A 20,817-nucleotide genomic window follows, 5' to 3' on the forward strand; every position below is an offset into this window, starting at 1 on the left:
TAATAAAGTTTTTTGCTACTTTTTGTTCACAAAAAGTAGCACTTCCTTCCTTGTTATAAGTCGCCTGAGGAAGTGCGGCGGACGCCTGCCGCCGTCAGGCGCTGCCAGGCCTGTTCGAGCGACCCGTTCAGGTCGATGGCGCGGCAGGCATCTTCGATCACCGTGGCGCGGAACCCGAATTTCTGCGCGTCCTCGGCCGACCAGGCGACGCAGAAATCCGTCGCCAGGCCGGCGACATAGATGTCCGTGATGCCCCGCGCGGCGAAGAACCCGTCCAGCCCGGTGCGGGTGACCCGGTCGGCCTCGAGGAACGCGGAATAGCTGTCGACATGGCGCTGCAGCCCTTTGCGGAGGATCGTCGCCGCGTGAGGAATGTCGAGGGCCGGATGCAGCGCCGCCCCCGGGCTCGCCATCACGCAATGCGTCGGCCACAGCGTTTGCGCGCCATAGGGCATCGGGACCGTCTCGAACGGTTTGGCCCCCGGATGGTTGGCGGCGAACGAGGTGTGATCCGCCGGGTGCCAGTCCTGGGTGAGGACCACGGTGGCGAATTTCCGGGCGATGCGGTTGACCAGGGGCACGACGGCCTCGCCCTCAGGGACGGCGAGGGCGCCGCCGCGGCAAAAATCGTTCTGGACGTCGACCACGAGCAAAGCGGTATTGTTTTGCATGCCTGCTTATATGCGCAAAAACCGGGTGGGGTGCTAGACAGGGGGGCGCGCGATGGGGTAAGGCTCCGCCCCTCAGGAACGCGGGAGATCGGGCGAAGGTGTCGCCTGGTCGGTTGAACCGCGGTCCGTTGGCGTTTGCCAAAGGATGAAGGAGCCAGAAATGGCAAAGAAGATTGTCGGCTATATCAAGCTGCAGATCCCCGCGGGCAAGGCAAATCCTTCGCCGCCGGTCGGTCCGGCCCTCGGTCAGCGTGGCCTGAACATTATGCAGTTCGTGAAGGAATTCAACGCTGCGACGCAGGGCATGGAGCCCGGCATGCCGGTGCCAGTGGTGATCACCGCGTTCGGCGACCGTACCTTCAGCTTCATCATGAAGACCCCGCCCAACACCTACTTCCTGAAGAAGGCGGCGGGCATCGCCAAGGGCACGACCACCCCGGGCAAGGGTGCCGCGGTCGGCAAGGTGACGATGGCGCAGCTGCACGAGATCGCCAAGACGAAGATGATTCATATGAACGCCAATGACGAGGACGCTGCCGTGCGCATGCTGATTGGCTCTGCCCGTTCGATGGGCGTCACCGTGGTGGAGGGCTGATCCGATGGCACATAACAAGCGTTTGGCCGCGGCGCGCGCCACTGTGGATCGCAACAAGGCTTATGCCCTGACCGAGGCCGTGGCGCTGGCCAAGGCCAATGCCAAGGCGAAGTTCGACGAGACGATCGAGATCTCCTTGAATCTGGGCATCGATCCGCGTCATGCCGACCAGATGGTCCGTGGCCTGATCTCGCTGCCGAACGGCACCGGCAAGACCCTGCGCGTCGGCGTGTTCGCCCGCGGCGCGAAGGCGGAAGAGGCTTTGGCCGCCGGCGCCGATGTGGTGGGCGCCGATGATCTGGCCGAGAAGGTACAGGCCGGCGAGATCGCGTTCGATCGCTGCATCGCCACCCCGGACATGATGGCTCTGGTCGGCCGTCTGGGTAAGATCCTCGGGCCGCGCGGCCTCATGCCGAACCCCAAGCTCGGCACCGTGACCATGGATGTGAAGGGCGCGGTGAGCGCCGCCAAGTCCGGCCAGGTCGAGTTCCGCGCCGAGAAGGCGGGTATCGTTCATGCCGGCATCGGCAAGGCGAGCTTTGACGAGGTCAAGCTGGTCGAGAATGCCAAGGCGCTGGTCGATGCGGTGCAGAAGGCCAAGCCGTCGGGCGCCAAGGGCGTCTATCTGCAGAAGGTCGCCATTACCTCGACCATGGGCCCCGGCATTCGCGTCGACGTCGCTTCCGTCAACGCCTGATTTTTCTCGGCGCCCGCGGGCGCCGGTTCTGAAGAGATACGCCGCGGCCTCAAGTCGCGGCGGGCAGGCAGGGGTAAAATCCTGCCGAAACCTGTCCGAGACCGGATGTTCCCCCTCGTCGGGGATTGAAGGGGATTGCCCCCGCACACGGTAGACGAGGTGCCACAAGACTTTGCTCATGCAAGGGCTTTGGTTCTGACGATGGACAGGCGAGCGATGTTCCGGGGTGGTCCCGGGCATCTTGGGTAACCTGGCGGCGCGGGGGATTTTCCGTGCCGTCGCAAGTTGGAGACGGATGTGGATCGCATAGAGAAGCGTGAATTCGTCGCTGAGCTGTCTACGGTGTTCGCCGAGACGTCGATGGTTGTCGTCACCCGCAACGAGGGGATGACGGTGGCTGACGTCACGGATCTGCGCCGGAAGATGCGCCAGGCGGGGGCGAGCTTCAAAGTTGCGAAGAATCGTCTGGCTTTGCTTGCTCTCGATGGCACCCGGTTTGACGGTCTGAAGCCCATGATGAAGGGCCCGACGGCGATCGCTTGGTCGAAAGACCCGGTCGCGGTCGCGAAAGCAGCCGTCGAGTTCGCCAAAACCAATGACAAGTTCGTTCTGCTCGGTGGTTCGCTGGGCACGCAGGTACTCGATGTATCCGGCGTGAAAGCCCTGGCCGAACTGCCGTCGCTGGACTCGCTGCGCGCCAAGCTGCTGGGGATGCTCAACACCCCGGCGACGCGGATTGCCGGCGTGCTCCAGGCTCCGGCCGGACAGCTTGCACGGGTTTTTGCGGCTTACGCCGATGCCAACAAGAGCAGCGCGGCCTGACGGCTTCGCCAAGCTTGTCGCAGAACGCAGGGCCGCGCGGTGCGGGCTTGCAGTAAAACCAATCAAAGCCTACTTACATGAAAGACATTTACAATGGCTGATCTAGCTAATCTGGTTGAAGAGCTTTCCAAGCTGACCGTCCTCGAAGCCGCTGAACTCTCCAAGCTGCTGGAAGAGAAGTGGGGCGTTTCCGCTGCCGCGCCGGTGGCCGTTGCGGTCGCCCCGGCGGCTGGTGGCGGCGCTGCCGCCGCTGCCGCGGACGAGCAGACCGAGTTCACGGTGATCCTCGCCAATGGCGGCGACAAGAAGATCAACGTGATTAAGGAAATCCGCACGATCACCGGCCTGGGCCTGAAGGAAGCCAAGGACCTGGTCGAGGGCGCGCCGAAGACGGTCAAGGAAAACGCGACCAAGGACGAGGCTGCCGCGATCAAGAAGACGCTGGAAGAGCAGGGCGCGACTGTCGAGATCAAGTAACTTTCTTCCCCGTCGCGGCCTGATGGGCCGCGACGTGCATACCGCCTAAAGGGCAGGCGATTACCGCTTGGGTAGTCGCCTGCCGGCTGTTTTTAGTACGACTGAGCTGAATTTTTACGCGAGGGTGATGCGATGAACGCGATCAATGGTGGTCTTGGCAAAGGGTCTTTCACCGGACGGAAGCGTATCCGCAAAAGCTTCGGGCGGATCCCCGAAGTCGCCCCGATGCCCAATCTGATCGATGTGCAGCGCGCGAGCTACGATTCGTTTCTGCAGATGCATGTGAAGCCGGATGCGCGCACCAATTCCGGGCTTCAGGAAGTTTTCAAATCGGTCTTCCCGATCGACGATTTCGCCGGCCGCGGCCGGCTTGAGTTCGTCTATTACGAACTGGAAGAGCCGAAATACGACGTCGAGGAATGCATCCAGCGCGGCATGACCTATGCCGCCCCGCTGAAGGTGATTCTGCGCCTCATCGTCTGGGACCTGGACGAGGATACCGGCGCGAAGTCGATCCGCGACATCAAGGAGCAGCCCGTATACATGGGCGACATGCCGCTGATGACCGATAACGGCACCTTCGTCGTGAACGGCACCGAGCGCGTGATCGTGTCGCAGATGCATCGCAGCCCGGGCGTGTTCTTCGATCATGACCGCGGCAAGACGCACTCATCCGGCAAGTATCTTTTTACCGCGCGCGTGATTCCGTATCGCGGCTCCTGGCTCGATTTCGAATTCGACGCCAAGGACATCGTTTATGTGCGCATCGACCGCAAGCGCAAGCTGCCGGCCACCACGCTGCTTTATGCGCTGCCCAGCGCCGCCACCCAGGCGCTGCGTGAAGCTCGCGAAGCCAAGGGCGAGGCGCTTGAGCTGGGCGAGATCAAGGGCATGGACGCCGAGGAAATCCTGGGCTTCTTCTATGGCCAGGTCGTGTATTCCGCGAAAAACGGGCAATGGGCCCGGCCGTTCGAGGCCGAGTCCTTCCGCAACCAGAAGCTCATCGATGATCTGGTCGACGCCGATACCGGCGAGGTCGTGGCCAAGAGCGACGAGAAACTGACCGCGCGCGTGGTGCGCAAGATCGCCGAGAAGACCAAGAGCGTGCTGGTCGCCCGCACCGACATGCTGGGCCGTTTCGTCGCGGTCGATATGTACGACCCCGAGACCGGCGAAATTTTCGCCGAGGCCGGCGATGAGCTGACCGAGCAGAAGCTGGCGCAGCTCGAGGCCAAGGGCATCGACGAGCTGCCGACGCTGGCGATCGACCAGACCAACGGCCCGTGGCTGCGCAATACCCTGGCGGCGGACAAGAACGCCAACCGCGAGGACGCGCTGATCGACATTTACCGCGTCATGCGCCCCGGCGAGCCGCCGACCTCGGAGACCGCCGAGGCCCTGTTCAGGGGGCTGTTCTTTGACGCCGACCGCTACGATCTGTCGGCCGTGGGGCGCGTGAAGATGAACATGCGCCTGGGCGTGGACGCCCCGGACACGGTCCGCACCCTGCGCAAGGACGACATTCTGCGCACCATCAAGATCATGTGCGAGCTGAAGGACGGCCGCGGCGCGATCGACGACATCGATAATCTCGGCAACCGGCGCGTGCGTTCGGTCGGCGAGCTGATGGAGAACCAGTACCGCGTCGGCCTGCTCCGCATGGAGCGCGCGATCCGCGAGCGCATGGGCTCGGTCGATATCGACAGCGTGATGCCGCATGACCTGATCAACGCGAAGCCCGCCGCCGCCGCGGTGCGCGAGTTCTTCGGCTCCTCGCAGCTCAGCCAGTTCATGGACCAGACCAATCCGCTCTCCGAGGTCACGCATAAGCGCCGTCTCTCGGCCCTCGGGCCGGGCGGTCTGACCCGCGAGCGCGCCGGCTTCGAGGTGCGCGACGTGCACCCGACGCATTACGGCCGCATCTGCCCGATCGAAACGCCGGAAGGCCCGAACATCGGGCTGATCAACTCGCTGGCCACCTACGCCAAGGTGAACAAATACGGCTTCATCGAGACGCCGTATCAGCTGGTGAAGGATGGCGTGGTGCAGCCTTCGTGGAAGTATCTCTCCGCCATGGAGGAAGAGCGCCTCACGGTGGCTCAGGCCGACGCCAAGAAGGATACCGACGGCAAGTTTACCGACGATCTGGTCTCGGTGCGCCGCAACGGCGACTTCCTCCTGGTCAAGCCGGAAGACGTCACTGCGGTCGACGTGTCGCCGAAGCAGCTGGTCTCGGTGGCCGCGGCGCTGATTCCGTTCCTGGAGAACGACGACGCCAACCGCGCGCTGATGGGCTCGAACATGCAGCGCCAGGCGGTGCCGCTGATCCAGTCCGACGCGCCGATCGTCGGCACCGGCATGGAGGCCGCCGTGGCCCGGGATTCGGGCGCCACCATCGTCGCCAAGCGCGCCGGCATCATCGACCAGATCGACGGCGCGCGCATCGTGGTGCGGGCGACGGCCGAGGACGGCACGACCCAGGGCGTCGATATCTATCGCCTGCGTAAGTACATGCGTTCCAACCAGAGCACCTGCATCAACCAGCGGCCGCTGGTGCGTGTGGGCGACCGCGTGGCGGCCGGCGACATCATCGCCGACGGCCCGTCGACCGAACTCGGCGAATTGGCGCTGGGCCGCAACGCGCTGTGCGCGTTCATGCCCTGGAACGGCTATAATTTCGAAGACTCCATCCTGATCTCCGAACGGATCGCCCGTGACGACGTCTTCACCTCGATTCACATCGAGGAATTCGAGGTCATGGCCCGCGACACCAAGCTCGGCCAGGAAGAGATCACGCGCGACATTCCCAATGTCGGCGAGGAAGCTTTGCGCAACCTCGACGAGGCGGGCATCGTCTATATCGGCGCCGAGGTGAATCCGGGCGACATTCTGGTCGGCAAGGTGACGCCGAAGGGCGAGAGCCCGATGACGCCGGAAGAGAAGCTGCTGCGCGCGATCTTCGGTGAAAAGGCGTCCGACGTCCGTGACACCTCGCTCAAGCTGCCGCCCGGCACGGTCGGCACGGTGGTGGATGTGCGCGTGTTCAACCGCCGCGGCGTGGACAAGGACGAGCGCGCTCTGGCGATTGAGCGCGCGGAGATCGAGCGCCTGGCCAAGGACCGCGACGACGAGCGCGCGATTCAGGAGCGTTCCTTCCTGAACCGCCTGCAGGAGACCTTGCTGGGCCAGACCGCCGGGTCCGGTTTCAAGGGCATCAAGGCCGGCACCGAGCTGACCGCCGAAGTGCTGGCGGAGCATCCGCGCGGCGCCTGGCGCAACGTCGTCGTCCAGGACGACGCGGTGATGGCGAACATCGAAATCCTCAAGCGGGAATTCGATGCCGCCGTGAAGCGCCTGCAGGACCGTTTCGAGAGCAAGGTCGAGAAGCTGCAGCGCGGCGACGAGCTGCTGCCCGGCGTGATGAAGATGGTCAAAGTGTTCGTCGCGGTGAAGCGCAAGCTGCAGCCGGGCGACAAGATGGCCGGCCGCCACGGCAACAAGGGTGTGGTCTCGCGGGTTGTGCCGGTCGAGGACATGCCGTTCCTGGAAGACGGCACGCCGGTCGACCTCGTGCTCAACCCGCTCGGCGTGCCGAGCCGCATGAATGTCGGGCAGATCCTGGAAGTGCATCTGGGCTGGGCCTGCGCCAATCTCGGCAAGCAGGTTGGCGCGGCGGTCGAGGAATATCGCCGCAGCGGTGCCGCCAAGCAGGAGCTGCTGGAGCTGCTGAAGGAAGCCTACGGCGAGGAAGTCTATGCCGCGCAGATCGCCGGCATGGATGACAAGGAGCTGCTCGAGCTCGGCGGCAATCTGCGCAAGGGCGTGCCGATCGCCACCCCGGTGTTCGACGGCGCGCGCATCCCCGACATCGAGGCGATGCTGGCGAAAGCCGGGCTGGACATGTCCGGCCAGTCGACCCTGATCGACGGGCGCACCGGCGAGCCGTTCGAGCGCAAGGTCACTGTCGGCTACATGTACATGCTGAAGCTGCACCATCTGGTCGACGACAAGATCCATGCCCGTTCGATCGGCCCGTACAGCCTCGTCACCCAGCAGCCGCTGGGCGGCAAGGCGCAGTTCGGCGGCCAGCGCTTCGGCGAGATGGAGGTCTGGGCGCTCGAGGCTTACGGCGCCGCCTACACGCTGCAGGAAATGCTGACCGTGAAGTCCGACGACGTCTCCGGCCGCACCAAGGTCTACGAGGCGATCGTCCGCGAGCAGGACAATTTCGAGGCCGGCATCCCCGAAAGCTTCAACGTGCTGCTCAAGGAACTGAAATCCCTGGGCCTCAACGTCGACCTGGAACAGAGCGCGACCTGAATCATTTTGCCGGGTGCGGGCGCCCACACCGCATCCGGCAGTTTAAGGGTGATGAACGATGAACGATTTAATGAAGATCCTTGGCCAGACCGGTCAGGCGGCGACTTTCGATCAGATCAAGATCCAGATCGCCTCTCCGGAGCAGATCCGCAGCTGGTCCTACGGTGAGATCAAGAAACCCGAAACCATCAATTACCGCACCTTCAAGCCGGAGCGCGACGGCCTGTTCTGCGCCCGCATCTTCGGCCCGATCAAGGATTACGAGTGCCTGTGCGGCAAGTACAAGCGGATGAAGTTCCGCGGCATCATCTGCGAGAAATGCGGCGTGGAAGTCACGCTCGCCAAGGTGCGCCGCGAGCGCATGGGCCATATCGAGCTGGCCTCCCCGGTCGCGCATATCTGGTTTTTGAAGTCGCTGCCGAGCCGCATCGCGACGATGCTGGATATGACGCTCAAAGACGTCGAGAAGGTGCTGTATTTCGAGAGCTACATCGTGCTCGAGCCGGGCACGACCGACCTCAAGCTGCACCAGCTCATCTCCGAGGACGAGCTTTATAACAAGCAGGACGAGTTCGGCGAGGACGGGTTCCGCGCCGGCATCGGCGCCGAGGCGATCAAGCAGATCCTGATCGGCATCGACCTGGCCGAGGACCGCGCCCGCATGCGCACCGAGCTCAAGGAGACCAACAGCGAGACCAAGCGCAAGAAGCTGGTCAAGCGCCTGAAACTGGTCGAGAACTTCCTCGATTCGGGCACGCATCCGGAATGGATGGTGCTCGACGTGGTGCCGGTGATCCCGCCCGAGCTGCGCCCGCTGGTGCCGCTGGATGGCGGGCGCTTCGCCACCTCCGACCTCAACGATCTGTATCGCCGCGTGATCAACCGCAACAACCGCCTGAAGCGGCTGATGGAGCTGCGCGCGCCGGACATCATCGTGCGCAACGAAAAGCGCATGCTGCAGGAATCGGTGGACGCGCTGTTTGATAACGGCCGCCGCGGCCGTGCCATCACCGGCACCAACAAGCGCCCGCTGAAGTCGCTTTCCGACATGCTGAAGGGCAAGCAGGGCCGGTTCCGCCAGAACCTGCTCGGCAAGCGCGTCGACTATTCCGGCCGTTCGGTCATCGTCGTGGGTCCGGAGCTGAAGCTCCACCAATGCGGCCTGCCGAAGAAGATGGCGCTCGAGCTGTTCAAGCCGTTCATCTACGCCAAGCTGGAAAAATACGGCCTGGCCACGACCATCAAGGCTGCCAAGCGCATGGTCGAGAAGGAGCGTCCCGAGGTCTGGGATATTCTCGAAGAGGTGATCCGCGAGCATCCGGTGATGCTGAACCGCGCCCCGACCCTGCACCGCCTGGGCATCCAGGCGTTCGAGCCGATCCTGATCGAAGGCAAGGCGATCCAGCTGCACCCGCTGGTCTGCACCGCCTTCAACGCGGATTTCGACGGCGATCAGATGGCCGTGCACGTGCCGCTCTCGGTCGAAGCGCAGCTCGAAGCCCGCGTGCTGATGATGTCGACCAACAACATCCTCTCGCCCGCGAACGGCAAGCCGATCATCGTGCCCAGCCAGGACATCGTGCTCGGGCTCTACTACCTGTCGCTGGAGACCGCGGAATTCGTCGCCGCCAAGGATGAGGAGGCCCCGGCCTTCGGCACGGTGTCCGAGATCGAGTTCGCGCTCTCGGCCGGCGCCCTCAAGCTGCACCAGAAGATCCGCGCGCGGGTCCTGTCGGTCGGCCATGACGGCGTGAAGAAGACCAGCATCGTCGTGACCACGCCGGGCCGCATGCTGATCGGGCAGTTGCTGCCGCTGAACGCGAACGTGCCGTTCTCCGTGGTCAACCGCATGCTGACCAAGAAGAACGTCTCCGACGTGATCGATCTGGTGTACCGCCATTGCGGGCAGAAGGAGGCGGTTATTTTCTGCGACCGCATGATGGGCCTCGGTTTCCGCCACGCGGCGCGGGCCGGCATCTCCTTCGGCAAGGACGATATGCGCATCCCCGACACCAAGGCCGGCCTCGTCGCCGCGACCCAGGCGGAAGTGCGCGAGTTCGAGCAGCAATATCAGGACGGCCTGATCACCGCCGGCGAACGCTACAATAAGGTGGTGGACGCCTGGTCGCGCTGTAAGGACCTGGTCGCCAAGGCCATGATGGCGGAGATCTCCAAGCAGGAGACCGGCAAGCCGACCAATGCGGTGTGGATGATGAGCCATTCCGGCGCGCGCGGCTCGCCGGCGCAGATGTCGCAGCTCGCCGGCATGCGCGGCCTGATGGCCAAGCCTTCGGGCGAGATCATCGAGCAGCCGATCATCGCCAACTTCAAGGAAGGCCTCTCGGTTCTCGACTACTTCAACTCGACCCACGGCGCCCGCAAGGGCCTCGCGGACACTGCGTTGAAGACCGCGAACTCCGGTTACCTGACTCGCCGTCTGGTCGACGTGGCGCAGGACTGCATCATCATCGAGGATGATTGCGGCACCGAGCGCGGCCTGACCGTCAGCGCCGTCATGGATGGCGGCGAGGTGGTCTCCAGCCTGGCCGAGCGCGTGCTGGGCCGCACCACCGCGGCCGATGTGGTGGATCATGCCACCGGCCAGGTCATCGTTCCGGCGAACACGCTGATCGAGGAGCCGCAGGCCGAGCGCATCGAGAAGGCCGGGGTCGAGACGGTGAAAATCCGCTCGGTGCTGACCTGCGACACCAAGATCGGCGTTTGCGGCAAGTGCTATGGCCGCGATCTGGCCCGCGGCACGCCGGTGAATGTCGGCGAGGCGGTCGGCGTGATCGCCGCGCAGTCGATCGGCGAGCCCGGCACGCAGCTGACCATGCGCACCTTCCATATCGGCGGCGCGGCGCAGCGTGGCGCCGAGCAGTCGAATGTGGAAGCCAGCCATGACGGCACGATCACCATCCGCAACCGCAACGTGGTGAAGAACAGCCAGGGCGTCCCCGTGGTGATGAGCCGCAACTGCGAGGTCATCATCACCGACGCGGCGAAGCGCGAACGCGCCCGCTTCCGCGTGCCCTACGGCGCGCGCCTGCTGGTCGATGACGGCGCCGAGGTCACGCGGACCCAGAAGCTGGCCGAGTGGGACCCGTACACCCTGCCGATCATCACCGAGCGCGCGGGTATGGTGGAATATGCCGACCTCATCGAAGGCATCACCCTGGTCGAGCGCACCGACGAAGTCACCGGCCTCACCTCAAAGGTGGTGGTGGACTACAAGCAGTCGGCGCGCGGCGCGGATCTGCGTCCCCGCCTGCTGCTGAAGGACGCCAATGGCGAGATCGTGCGCCTGGCCAACGGCGCCGAGGCCCGCTACTTCCTCACGCCGGACTCGATCCTCTCGGTCGAGCCGGGCGCGATGGTGGCCGACGGCGACGTGCTGGCGCGTATCCCCCGCGAGGGCTCCAAGACCCGCGACATCACCGGCGGTCTGCCGCGCGTGGCGGAGCTGTTCGAGGCGCGCCGTCCGAAGGATCACGCGATCATCGCGGAAATCGACGGGCGGGTGGAATTCGGCAAGGATTACAAGGCCAAGCGCCGGGTCATCGTCAAGAACGACGAAACCCAGGAAGAGACCGAGTATCTGATTCCGAAGGGCAAGCACGTCTCGGTGCAGGAGGGCGACTATGTCCGCAAGGGCGACCCGCTGGTCGACGGCCCGCGCGTGCCGCACGACATTCTCCGCGTCCTCGGCGTGGAGGCGCTGTCCGACTACCTGGTGAACGAAATCCAGGACGTCTACCGGCTGCAGGGCGTGAAGATCAACGATAAGCATATCGAAGTGATCGTGCGCCAGATGCTGCAGAAGGTGGAGATCACGGAAGCCGGCGACACCACCTTCCTGGTGGGCGAGCTGGTCGACCGGGTGGAGTTCGACATCGAGAACGAGAAGCTCGGCGAGGACGAGCGCCGCGCGGTCGCGCTGCCGGTGCTGCTCGGCATCACCAAGGCGAGCCTGCAGACGCAGAGCTTCATCTCCGCGGCCTCCTTCCAGGAGACGACTCGGGTGCTCACCGAGGCGGCGACCGCCGGCAAGATGGATCTGCTCTCCGGTCTCAAGGAGAACGTCATCGTCGGCCGTCTCATCCCCGCCGGTACCGGCTCGGTGATGAACCGGCTGCGCTCGGTGGCGGCGGGCCGCGACCGGCAGGCTCTGGGCGGCCAGCGGCCGGCCATCGCCAAGCCGGAGTTCGCGGCGGAGTAGAAAAGCAAGGGAAGGGCTACTTTTTGTGAACAAAAAGTAGCAAAAAAACTTTATTAACCTTGGGCCGTGCTGGTTTCACCGCCACCGGCCCAGTTTCAAAAAAGTTTTTGCGGCGCTTTTTTCAAAAAAGCGCCCACTTCCTTACTTATTTCGTCAAACGGCGCCCCTCCGTGGGCGCCGTTTGACGTTTGGAACGCAGCCCTCGGCAAACAGCCATGATCTTTTGTCCGGGCTGGGTTTTTTCAAGCGATGGGGTCCGTGAAGTGCTTGACTTGGGGGTAGCCCGCTCTTAAGGAAGGCGCTCTCGCAGTGCCGATATTTGCGGCGGCGGGTTGTTCGTAAATTCTGGCGCGTGCGGCGCCGTTCCGGTGATCCGGAACCAAGGCCGCGTGCTGGAGGAATTTCCGTAAGGTGGAGTAATCCGCCTTGCGGCCGTTTTTTATGGATGACTCCGCTGCAGGCCGATGCCGGCGCTGGGCGAAACACACGAAGCAGGATGTTCTATGCCGACCATTAATCAGTTGATCGCAAAAGGCCGCGAGCCCGCGCCGAAGCGGAATAAGGTGCCGGCCCTCGAGGGGTGCCCCCAGAAGCGCGGCGTCTGCACGCGTGTCTATACGACGACTCCGAAGAAGCCGAACTCGGCGCTTCGTAAGGTCGCCAAAGTGCGCCTGACCAATGGTTTCGAGGTGGTGAGCTACATTCCTGGCGAAGGCCACAACCTGCAGGAGCACTCGGTGGTGCTGATCCGCGGCGGCCGCGTCAAGGACTTGCCGGGTGTGCGGTATCACATTCTGCGCGGCGTGCTCGATACGCAGGGCCTGCCGAAGCGTCGCAAGCGCCGTTCGCTCTATGGCGCGAAGCGGCCGAAGTAAGAGGATAGAGAGAGATGAGCAGACGCCGCCGCGCCGTTAAGCGCGAAGTTCTCCCGGACGCGAAGTTCGGGGATGTCGTGATCAGCCGCTTCATGAATGTGCTGATGCATGACGGCAAGAAATCCGCCGCCGAAGGCATCGTCTACGGCGCGCTGGACGTGCTGAAGAAGCGTGGCGGGGCGAATGCCGACCCGGTGCGTTTGTTCCATGAGGCGCTGGACAATGTGAAGCCGGCGATTGAGGTGCGGTCCCGCCGCGTCGGTGGTGCGACCTATCAGGTGCCTGTGGAGGTGCGCGCTGAGCGCCGTCAGGCTCTGGCGATCCGCTGGATCATCGACTCCGCCCGCAAGCGCGGCGAGCACACGATGGAAGAGCGGCTTTCGAACGAGTTGCAGGATGCGGTGAACAATCGCGGTTCTGCGGTCAAGAAGCGTGAGGACACCCATCGTATGGCCGAGGCGAACAAGGCCTTCAGCCATTATCGTTGGTAAGTTAGTTATTTCTAGTTTTTAGCCCGCACGGAGCAAACAAATGGCCAAAGCGAAGTTTGAGCGGACCAAGCCGCACCTGAATATCGGCACGATCGGCCACGTCGATCATGGCAAGACGTCCTTGACCGCCGCGATCACCAAGGTGCTGGCGAAGGTTGGCGGCGCCACCTTCACCGCCTACGACCAGATCGACAAGGCGCCGGAAGAGCGCGCCCGCGGTATTACGATCTCCACCGCTCACGTCGAGTACGAGACCGCGAACCGCCACTATGCCCACGTGGACTGCCCCGGCCACGCCGACTACGTGAAGAACATGATCACCGGCGCCGCGCAGATGGACGGCGCGATCCTGGTCGTGTCCGCCGCGGACGGCCCGATGCCGCAGACCCGTGAGCACATCCTGCTGGCCCGTCAGGTCGGCGTGCCGGCGCTGGTCGTGTTCCTGAACAAGATGGACCTCGCCGACCCCGATCTGGTCGAGCTGGTGGAGATGGAAGTCCGCGAGCTGCTCTCCAAGTACGGCTTCGACGGCGACAATATCCCCATCATCAAGGGTTCCGCCGTGTGCGCCCTGGAAGACAAGCAGCCGGAGATCGGCGAGCAGGCCGTCCTGAAGCTGATGGAGGCGGTCGACGCCTACATTCCGCAGCCGGAGCGCGCGGTTGACAAGCCGTTCCTGATGCCGGTTGAAGACGTGTTCTCGATTTCCGGCCGTGGCACCGTCGCCACCGGTCGCGTCGAGCGCGGCATCATCAAGGTTGGCGACGAAGTCGAGGTTGTCGGTCTGCGTGCGACCACCAAGACCACCGTCACCGGCGTGGAAATGTTCCGTAAGCTGCTCGATCAGGGCGAAGCCGGCGACAACATCGGCGCGCTGCTGCGTGGCACCAAGCGCGAGGACATCGAGCGCGGCCAGGTTCTCTCGGCTCCGGGCTCGATCACCCCGCACACCAAGTTCCATGGCCAGGCTTACATTCTGACCAAGGAAGAAGGCGGCCGTCACACCCCGTTCTTCACCAACTACCGTCCGCAGTTCTACTTCCGCACCACCGACGTCACGGGCGTCGTGAGCCTGCAGGAAGGCACTGAGATGGTCATGCCGGGTGACAACGTGGCGATTGACGTCGAGCTGATCGCGCCGATCGCCATGGATGAGGGTCTGCGTTTCGCCATCCGTGAGGGTGGTCGCACCGTGGGTTCGGGCGTCGTCGCCAAGATCACGAAGTAAGTTCGGTCCCCCGTATCTGTGAAAAGAGTTTGAGTTAAGATGGACAACCAAAATATCCGTATTCGCTTGAAGGCGTATGATCACCGCGTGCTGGACAACAGCACGAAGGACATCGTCAACACGGCGAAGCGCACGGGTGCGCAGGTGCGGGGGCCGATTCCGTTGCCGACCCATATCGAGCGGTTCACGGTGAACCGTTCGCCGCACATCGATAAGAAGAGCCGCGAACAGTTCGAAATCCGGACCCATCGCCGCTTGCTGGATATCGTTGACCCGACCCCGCAGACCGTGGACGCGCTGATGAAGCTCGACCTCGCCGCTGGCGTCGAAGTCGAAATCAAGATCTAGGTGAAATTATGCGTACCGGTGTAATTGCAAAAAAGCTGGGGATGACCCGGCTGTTTAAAGATGACGGCACGCACGTGCCGGTCACGGTGCTGCATCTCGACGAGGTGCGGGTCGTGGCGGCGCGCACGGCTGAAACCGATGGATATTCCGCGGTGCAGCTGGGCATCGGCAAGGCCAAGGCGAAGAACGTGACCAAGCCGCAGAAGGGCCATTTCGCGAAGGCGAAAGTGGAGCCTGCACAGAAGCTGGTCGAGTTCCGCGTGGCCAACGATGCCGTGCTGGAAACCGGTGCGGTTATTTCCGCGACGCATTTCCAGGTCGGCCAGTTCGTCGACGTGGCTGGCATTACCAAGGGTAAGGGCTTTGCCGGCGGCATGAAGCGCTGGAACTTCCGCGGTCTTGAAGCGACCCACGGCGTGTCGGTCAGCCACCGTTCGCACGGTTCGACCGGTAACCGCCAGGACCCCGGCAAGACCTTCAAGAACAAGAAGATGGCCGGCCATCTCGGCCAGGAGCGCGTGACCACGCTGAACCTCACGGTCGCCGGCATCGACGAGGCGCGCAACCTCATCCTCGTGCGCGGGGCGGTTCCCGGCGCCAAGGGCGGCTATGTAATGTTGCGCGATGCTGTGAAGAAAACCCGGCCGGCTGACGCCGCCTATCCTGCCGCGGTGAAGGGCTGAGCCGATGAAACTGGATGTTTATGATTTTGACGCGAAGGCCGCTGGCAGCGCTGAGCTGCCGGACGAGATTTTCGGCGTCACCCCGCGCGCCGACATCATGGCGCGCGTGATTCACTGGCAGCTGGCCAAGCGCCGCGCCGGTACGCACAAGGTCAAGGGCATGGGTGAGGTCTCCGGCACCACCCGCAAGCCCTATGCTCAGAAGGGCACGGGCCGGGCCCGCCAGGGTTCGCTGCGTTCGCCGCAGTTCCGCACCGGTGGCGTCGTGCATGGCCCGGTCGTGCGCGACCACGGCTATGCGCTGAACAAGAAGGTTCGCCGCCTCGGCCTGGTTTCCGCGCTGTCACAGAAGGCCGCCGCGGGCAAGCTGGTGATCCTGGATGCCGTCGGCGCCCTGGAAAAGACCAAGGACGTCGCCGCCAAGGTGAAGAAGTTCGGCTGGAGCTCGGCGCTGATCGTCGACACCGCCGTCGCGGAGAAATTCCTGCTTGCCAGCCGCAACGTGCATGGCCTGGATATTCTGCCGGTGATCGGCGCGAATGTGTACGACATCGTGCAGCATGACGTGCTGGTGATCACCAAGGCCGCCATCGAAGGTTTGAAGGAGCGCCTGGCATGAGCAGCACCGTGAAGATTTCCCCGGAGCGCATGTACGAAGTCGTGCGCGCCCCGCACATCACCGAGAAGGGCACGTTGCTCTCCGAAAAGAACCAGTTCGTGTTCAAGGTGGCGATCGACGCCACCAAGCTGGAGATCAAGGCGGCCGTCGAGGGGTTGTTCAACGTGAAGGTTACCGGCGTGAACACGCTGATCACCAAGGGCAAGACCAAGCGGTTCAAAGGCCGCCCCGGTGTGCGCTCCGACGTGAAGAAGGCGTTCGTGACTCTGGCGGAAGGCCAGAGCATCGATTTCACCACCGGTCTGGCATAAGGCATCGGTTCGATGGCACTGAAACATTTCAATCCCGTCACGGCCAGCCTTCGCGGCACCGTGCTGATCGACCGCAGCGAGCTGTGGAAGGGCAAGCCCGTCAAGGGCCTCACCGAGGGTAAGAGCTCATCCGGCGGCCGCAACAATCACGGCCGCATCACCAGCCGGTTCCGCGGCGGTGGACACAAGCAGGCGTACCGTCTGGTCGACTTCAAGCGCCGCAAATACGATGTTGCCGCGACCGTCGAGCGTCTGGAATACGACCCGAACCGCACGGCCTTCATCGCGCTGATCAAGTATGCCGATGGCGAGCTGTCCTACATTCTGGCGCCGCAGCGCCTGAAGGTCGGCGATCCGGTGGTGTCGGGCGCGCGCGTCGACATCAAGCCGGGCAACGCGATGCCGCTTTCGGCCATTCCCGTGGGCACGATCATCCATAACATCGAGCTCAAGGTCGGCGCCGGCGGCAAGCTGGCCCGTTCGGCCGGCACCTTCGCGCAGCTGGTCGGCAAGGACCGCGGCTATGCGCAGATCAAGCTGATGTCCGGCGAGCTGCGCGTGGTGCGCGCCGAGTGCATGGCGACGATCGGTGCGGTGTCCAACGCCGACCACCAGAATGAGCAGATCGGCAAGGCCGGTCGCAATCGCTGGCTGGGCCGCAAGCCGCATAACCGCGGCACGTCGATGAACCCGGTCGACCACCCGCATGGCGGTGGCGAGGGCCGGACTTCCGCGGGCCGTCATCCGGTCACGCCGTGGGGTCAGCCGACCAAGGGTTATAAGACACGTAGCAACAAACGTACGGATGATCTCATCATCCGCCGCGCGAAGAGCCGGAAGGACTGATCGATGTCGCGTTCTGTTTGGAAAGGCCCGTTCGTCGACGGGTATCTGTTGGGCAAGGCGGAAGCCTCCCGGGCCTCCGGCCGCAACGAGATCATCAAGATCTGGTCGCGCCGCTCGACCATCCTGCCGCAATTCGTCGGCCTGACCTTCGGTGTCTACAACGGCAAGAAGTTTCTGCCGGTGCAGGTGAGCGAGAACATGGTTGGCCACAAGTTTGGTGAATTCTCCCCGACCCGGACCTTCCATGGTCACTCGGCGGACAAGAAAGCGAAGCGGGGCTAACCATGAGCAAACCGAAAACCGCCCGTGGTCTGGAAGACTTCCAGGCTCAGGCGATCACCCGCAATATGCGTGTCAGCCCGCGCAAGCTGAACCTGGTCGCGGAAACCATCCGCAACCTGCCGGCTGAGCGCGCGCTCGCCGACCTCACTTTCAGCAAGCGCCGCATCGCCAAGCAGGTCAAGAAAACACTGGAAAGCGCGATCGCCAATGCCGAGAACAACCACCAGCTCGACGTCGACAAGCTCGTCGTCAAGCTCGCCGAGGTTGGCCGCAGCATGTACATGAAGCGGTTCCATGCCCGTGGCCGCGGCCGTTCCGCGACCGTGGAGAAGTGGTTCAGCCACCTCAAGATCGTGGTCGAGGAGCGCGAGCCGGCGGCCAAGCCGATGCGCGATGTTCGCCCGGGTCATAAGAAGTCTGAAACTGCGAAATCCGCTGGGGAGGCCGCGTAATATGGGTCACAAGATCAATCCGATCGGCTTGCGCCTCGGCATCACCCGCACCTGGGACAGCCGCTGGTACGCCGGCAAGGACTACGCCAAGCTGCTGCATGACGATCTGAAGCTGCGCAGCCATCTGCGCACCAAGCTGGCGCAGGCCGGCGTGTCTAAGGTGGTCATCGAGCGCCCGGCGAAGAAGCCGCGCGTGACGATTTATGCCGCCCGTCCGGGCGTGGTGATCGGCAAGAAGGGCCAGGACATCGACACGCTGCGCAAGGAGCTGTCGGGCATGGCCAAGGCCGATGTCTCGCTCAACATCATGGAGATCCGCAAGCCGGAGATCGACGCGACGCTGGTGGCCGAGAACATCGCGCAACAGCTGGAGCGCCGCGTGGCCTTCCGCCGGGCGATGAAGCGCGCCGTGCAGTCGGCGATGCGCCTGGGCGCGCAGGGCATCAAGATCACCTGCGGCGGCCGTCTCGGCGGCGCCGAGATTGCCCGCGTCGAATGGTACCGTGAAGGCCGCGTGCCGCTGCATACGCTGCGCGCCGACCTCGATTACGGCACCGCCACCGCGAAGACGACTTATGGCACGTGCGGCGTGAAAGTTTGGGTCTTCAAGGGCGAAATCATGGTGCAGGATCCGCTGGCGCAGGATAAGCGCGCGGCCGAGCAAGCACCGCAGCGCTAAGGATTAACCGACCATGATGTCCCCCAAGCGTACCAAGTTTCGTAAAGCTCACAAGGGCCGTATCCACGGCAATGCCAAGGGCAATACGCAGCTTAATTTCGGCGCCTTCGGCCTGAAGGCGCTGGAGCCGGAGCGGGTGACCGCGCGGCAGATAGAGTCCGCCCGTCGCGCCATCACCCGCGCGATGAAGCGCGCCGGCCGCGTGTGGATCCGCATTTTCCCGGACCTGCCGGTTTCCACCAAGCCCGCCGAAGTGCGCATGGGCTCCGGCAAGGGCAGCCCGGAATTCTGGGTGGCCCGCGTGCACCCCGGCCGCATCGTGTTCGAGATCGACGGCGTTGCCGAGCCGCTGGCCCGCGAGGCGCTGGCGCTGGGTGCTGCCAAGCTCCCGATCAAGACCAAGTTCATCACCCGGATTGGAGATGCCTGAGATGACCAACGCGAGCGACATCCGGGCGAAAACTCCGGACGAACTGAGCACCATGCTCCTCGATCTGCGCAAGGAGCAGTTCAACCTGCGCTTCCAGCGTGCCACGGGGCAGCAGGAAAATACCAGCCGCGTTCGTGCGGTGCGGCGCGACATTGCGCGGGTGAAGACGATTCTGGCCGAGCGGACCCGTTCGGCTGTGAAGGGTTAAGAGGGTACCATGCCGAAACGTGTTCTGACCGGCCGGGTGGTGAGCGACAAGATGGACAAGACGATCACCGTCCTTGTCGAGCGTCGCATCATGCATCCGGTGTACAAGAAGTTCATTCGCCGCTCGAAGAAATATGCGGCGCATGACGAGATGAATGTTTGCGTGGAGGGGGATCTGGTGCGCATCGAGGAATGCGCGCCGATCAGCCGCCGCAAGACCTGGGTGGTGACCGAACGCAACGGTTCCGCTCTCACAGACGGCCAGGCCGGCTGAGGGAAGGGGCAGAAGAATGATTATCGTAGAGTCCAATCTGGACGTCGCCGACAACTCGGGTGCCCGCCGCGTGCAGTGCATCAAGGTGCTCGGCGGCTCCAAGCGCAAGACCGCTTCGGTCGGCGACGTGATCGTGGTGTCCGTGAAGGATGCGATTCCGCGTGGCAAGGTGAAGAAGGGCGACGTGCACCAGGCTGTGGTGGTTCGCACCGCGTTCTCCGTGCGCCGTCCCGATGGCAGCGCCATCCGCTTCGACCGCAACGCCGCGGTGCTGATCAACAAGCAGATGGAGCCGATCGGCACGCGTATCTTCGGGCCCGTGGGGCGCGAGCTGCGCGCCAAGAAGTTCATGAAGATCGTCAGCCTGGCGCCGGAGGTGCTGTAACATGGCCGCTCGTATCAAGAAGGGCGACAAGGTCCTGGTGATTTCCGGCGCTTCCAAGGGCGTGCGCGGCGAAGTGCTGCGCGTGCTGCCGACGGAGCAGCGCGCGGTCGTGCAAGGTGCGGCGGTGGCCAAGCGCCACACCAAGCCGCGCGGTATGGGTCAGCCCGGCGGCATCGTCGAGCAGGAAGCCGCTCTGCATATGTCCAAACTGGCGCTGATCGATCCGAGCACGGACAAGCCGACCAAGGTCGGTTTCCGCGTTCTCGATGGTGGCCGTAAAGTTCGCGTCGCTCGCAAGAGCGGTACGGCGATTGATGGCTGAGGAGGCCGCAATGAGTGAAGCGAAAGCCCTGCCGCGCTTGCAGGCCTACTACCGGGATGTGGTGCGCGAGCAGCTGCTGAAGGAATTCAGCTATAAGAATCCGCTCGAGGTGCCGAGCCTCGAAAAGATCGTCATCAACATGGGCGTCGGCGAAGCCGCGGCCGACCAGAAGAAGCTCGACGCCGCCGTGGCGGAGCTGACGCTGATCTCCGGGCAGAAGCCGATCAAGACGATCGCGAAGAAGGCGATCGCCGGTTTCAAGATCCGCGCCGGCCTGCCGATCGGCTGCAAGGTGACGCTGCGCAAGGCGCGGATGTACGAATTCCTCGACCGCCTGGTGACGATCGCCCTGCCGCGCGTGCGCGACTTCCGTGGCATTCCCAATAATAAGGGGTTCGACGGGCGCGGCAACTTTGCTATGGGCCTCAAGGAACAGATCATTTTCCCTGAGATCGTCTATGACAAGGTCGACGCGATCCGCGGCATGGACATCATCTTCGTGACCAGTGCGAAGACCGATGCCGAAGCCAAGGCGCTGCTCAAAGGGTTTAATCTGCCGTTCGCCAAGTAAGCGGGCGGTTTGT

The 20,817-nt window shown here is 63.7% G+C and carries 24 protein-coding genes; 23 read left to right on the plus strand and 1 reads right to left on the minus strand.

The annotated features are described in order from the left end of the window. Positions 1 to 53: 53 nt before the first annotated feature. Positions 54 to 671 (minus strand): bifunctional nicotinamidase/pyrazinamidase, encoded by a 618-nt coding sequence (gene pncA, locus VNC39_RS11375; RefSeq protein WP_325399253.1) that lies wholly within the window; start codon positions 669 to 671, stop codon positions 54 to 56. 160 nt (positions 672 to 831) lie between these two features. Between pncA and rplK the strand changes: the two genes are divergently transcribed. The 23 genes from rplK to rplE all read left to right on the plus strand — a co-directional run bounded on the left by rplK (position 832) and on the right by rplE (position 20,804). Then, complete coding sequence (rplK, locus tag VNC39_RS11380) at positions 832 to 1,266, plus strand: 50S ribosomal protein L11 (RefSeq protein WP_325399255.1); 435 nt, start codon at positions 832 to 834, stop codon at positions 1,264 to 1,266. Between the two features lie 4 nt (positions 1,267 to 1,270). Continuing rightward, positions 1,271 to 1,963, plus strand: a complete 693-nt coding sequence (gene rplA, locus VNC39_RS11385) for a 50S ribosomal protein L1 (protein WP_325399257.1) — start codon at positions 1,271 to 1,273, stop codon at positions 1,961 to 1,963. Between the two features lie 297 nt (positions 1,964 to 2,260). Beyond that, positions 2,261 to 2,785 carry a 50S ribosomal protein L10 gene (gene rplJ / locus VNC39_RS11390; RefSeq protein WP_325399259.1) on the plus strand — a complete coding sequence of 175 codons (525 nt, stop codon included), beginning with the start codon at positions 2,261 to 2,263 and terminating at the stop codon, positions 2,783 to 2,785. A 93-nt stretch (positions 2,786 to 2,878) separates the two neighbouring features. Continuing rightward, positions 2,879 to 3,262, plus strand: coding sequence for a 50S ribosomal protein L7/L12 (gene rplL / locus VNC39_RS11395; RefSeq protein WP_325399261.1), 384 nt, complete (start codon positions 2,879 to 2,881; stop codon positions 3,260 to 3,262). A gap of 132 nt (positions 3,263 to 3,394) precedes the next feature. Beyond that, positions 3,395 to 7,582: a DNA-directed RNA polymerase subunit beta gene (gene rpoB / locus VNC39_RS11400; protein ID WP_325399263.1), complete on the plus strand. Its 4,188-nt coding sequence runs from the start codon at positions 3,395 to 3,397 to the stop codon at positions 7,580 to 7,582. A gap of 58 nt (positions 7,583 to 7,640) precedes the next feature. Then, positions 7,641 to 11,801 carry a DNA-directed RNA polymerase subunit beta' gene (rpoC, locus tag VNC39_RS11405; protein ID WP_325399265.1) on the plus strand — a complete coding sequence of 1,387 codons (4,161 nt, stop codon included), beginning with the start codon at positions 7,641 to 7,643 and terminating at the stop codon, positions 11,799 to 11,801. Positions 11,802 to 12,304: 503 nt separating this feature from the next. Continuing rightward, entirely contained in the window at positions 12,305 to 12,676 is a 372-nt protein-coding gene (rpsL, locus tag VNC39_RS11410; protein ID WP_183265836.1) for a 30S ribosomal protein S12, read from the plus strand. A 14-nt stretch (positions 12,677 to 12,690) separates the two neighbouring features. Next, positions 12,691 to 13,167: a 30S ribosomal protein S7 gene (rpsG, locus tag VNC39_RS11415; protein WP_325399270.1), complete on the plus strand. Its 477-nt coding sequence runs from the start codon at positions 12,691 to 12,693 to the stop codon at positions 13,165 to 13,167. 40 nt (positions 13,168 to 13,207) lie between these two features. Continuing rightward, positions 13,208 to 14,395, plus strand: coding sequence for an elongation factor Tu (tuf, locus tag VNC39_RS11420; protein ID WP_325399272.1), 1,188 nt, complete (start codon positions 13,208 to 13,210; stop codon positions 14,393 to 14,395). A 39-nt stretch (positions 14,396 to 14,434) separates the two neighbouring features. Beyond that, positions 14,435 to 14,743 (plus strand): 30S ribosomal protein S10, encoded by a 309-nt coding sequence (rpsJ, locus tag VNC39_RS11425; RefSeq protein ID WP_048878633.1) that lies wholly within the window; start codon positions 14,435 to 14,437, stop codon positions 14,741 to 14,743. Between the two features lie 8 nt (positions 14,744 to 14,751). Next, positions 14,752 to 15,426, plus strand: a complete 675-nt coding sequence (gene rplC, locus VNC39_RS11430; RefSeq protein ID WP_325399276.1) for a 50S ribosomal protein L3 — start codon at positions 14,752 to 14,754, stop codon at positions 15,424 to 15,426. A 4-nt stretch (positions 15,427 to 15,430) separates the two neighbouring features. Then, on the plus strand, positions 15,431 to 16,045 hold the full coding sequence (gene rplD / locus VNC39_RS11435; RefSeq protein ID WP_325399278.1) for a 50S ribosomal protein L4: 615 nt from the start codon (positions 15,431 to 15,433) through the stop codon (positions 16,043 to 16,045). 14 nt (positions 16,046 to 16,059) lie between these two features. Then, positions 16,060 to 16,356, plus strand: coding sequence for a 50S ribosomal protein L23 (locus tag VNC39_RS11440; RefSeq protein ID WP_413788789.1), 297 nt, complete (start codon positions 16,060 to 16,062; stop codon positions 16,354 to 16,356). Between the two features lie 12 nt (positions 16,357 to 16,368). After that, the gene (gene rplB, locus VNC39_RS11445; protein ID WP_325399282.1) at positions 16,369 to 17,202 is read left to right on the plus strand and encodes a 50S ribosomal protein L2; all 834 of its coding nucleotides are present in this window, start codon (positions 16,369 to 16,371) and stop codon (positions 17,200 to 17,202) included. A gap of 3 nt (positions 17,203 to 17,205) precedes the next feature. Then, the gene (gene rpsS, locus VNC39_RS11450; RefSeq protein ID WP_325399284.1) at positions 17,206 to 17,484 is read left to right on the plus strand and encodes a 30S ribosomal protein S19; all 279 of its coding nucleotides are present in this window, start codon (positions 17,206 to 17,208) and stop codon (positions 17,482 to 17,484) included. Positions 17,485 to 17,486: 2 nt separating this feature from the next. Beyond that, positions 17,487 to 17,936 carry a 50S ribosomal protein L22 gene (gene rplV / locus VNC39_RS11455; RefSeq protein ID WP_325399286.1) on the plus strand — a complete coding sequence of 150 codons (450 nt, stop codon included), beginning with the start codon at positions 17,487 to 17,489 and terminating at the stop codon, positions 17,934 to 17,936. Position 17,937: 1 nt separating this feature from the next. Beyond that, the gene (gene rpsC / locus VNC39_RS11460) at positions 17,938 to 18,615 is read left to right on the plus strand and encodes a 30S ribosomal protein S3 (RefSeq protein ID WP_325399288.1); all 678 of its coding nucleotides are present in this window, start codon (positions 17,938 to 17,940) and stop codon (positions 18,613 to 18,615) included. A 13-nt stretch (positions 18,616 to 18,628) separates the two neighbouring features. Next, positions 18,629 to 19,045 carry a 50S ribosomal protein L16 gene (rplP, locus tag VNC39_RS11465; RefSeq protein WP_325399290.1) on the plus strand — a complete coding sequence of 139 codons (417 nt, stop codon included), beginning with the start codon at positions 18,629 to 18,631 and terminating at the stop codon, positions 19,043 to 19,045. A 1-nt stretch (position 19,046) separates the two neighbouring features. Beyond that, the gene (gene rpmC / locus VNC39_RS11470) at positions 19,047 to 19,253 is read left to right on the plus strand and encodes a 50S ribosomal protein L29 (RefSeq protein ID WP_325399329.1); all 207 of its coding nucleotides are present in this window, start codon (positions 19,047 to 19,049) and stop codon (positions 19,251 to 19,253) included. A gap of 9 nt (positions 19,254 to 19,262) precedes the next feature. Continuing rightward, positions 19,263 to 19,526, plus strand: coding sequence for a 30S ribosomal protein S17 (gene rpsQ, locus VNC39_RS11475; protein ID WP_325399292.1), 264 nt, complete (start codon positions 19,263 to 19,265; stop codon positions 19,524 to 19,526). A 16-nt stretch (positions 19,527 to 19,542) separates the two neighbouring features. After that, positions 19,543 to 19,911: a 50S ribosomal protein L14 gene (gene rplN / locus VNC39_RS11480; protein WP_325399293.1), complete on the plus strand. Its 369-nt coding sequence runs from the start codon at positions 19,543 to 19,545 to the stop codon at positions 19,909 to 19,911. Between the two features lies 1 nt (position 19,912). After that, a complete protein-coding gene (rplX, locus tag VNC39_RS11485; RefSeq protein ID WP_325399295.1) occupies positions 19,913 to 20,233 on the plus strand; it encodes a 50S ribosomal protein L24 in 321 nt (106 codons plus the stop codon). A 10-nt stretch (positions 20,234 to 20,243) separates the two neighbouring features. Then, positions 20,244 to 20,804, plus strand: a complete 561-nt coding sequence (gene rplE, locus VNC39_RS11490) for a 50S ribosomal protein L5 (RefSeq protein WP_325399297.1) — start codon at positions 20,244 to 20,246, stop codon at positions 20,802 to 20,804. Positions 20,805 to 20,817 lie beyond the last annotated feature (13 nt).

The organism is Acidocella sp. (assembly GCF_035535915.1).
In the GTDB taxonomy this organism is placed as follows: Bacteria; Pseudomonadota; Alphaproteobacteria; order Acetobacterales; family Acetobacteraceae; genus Acidocella.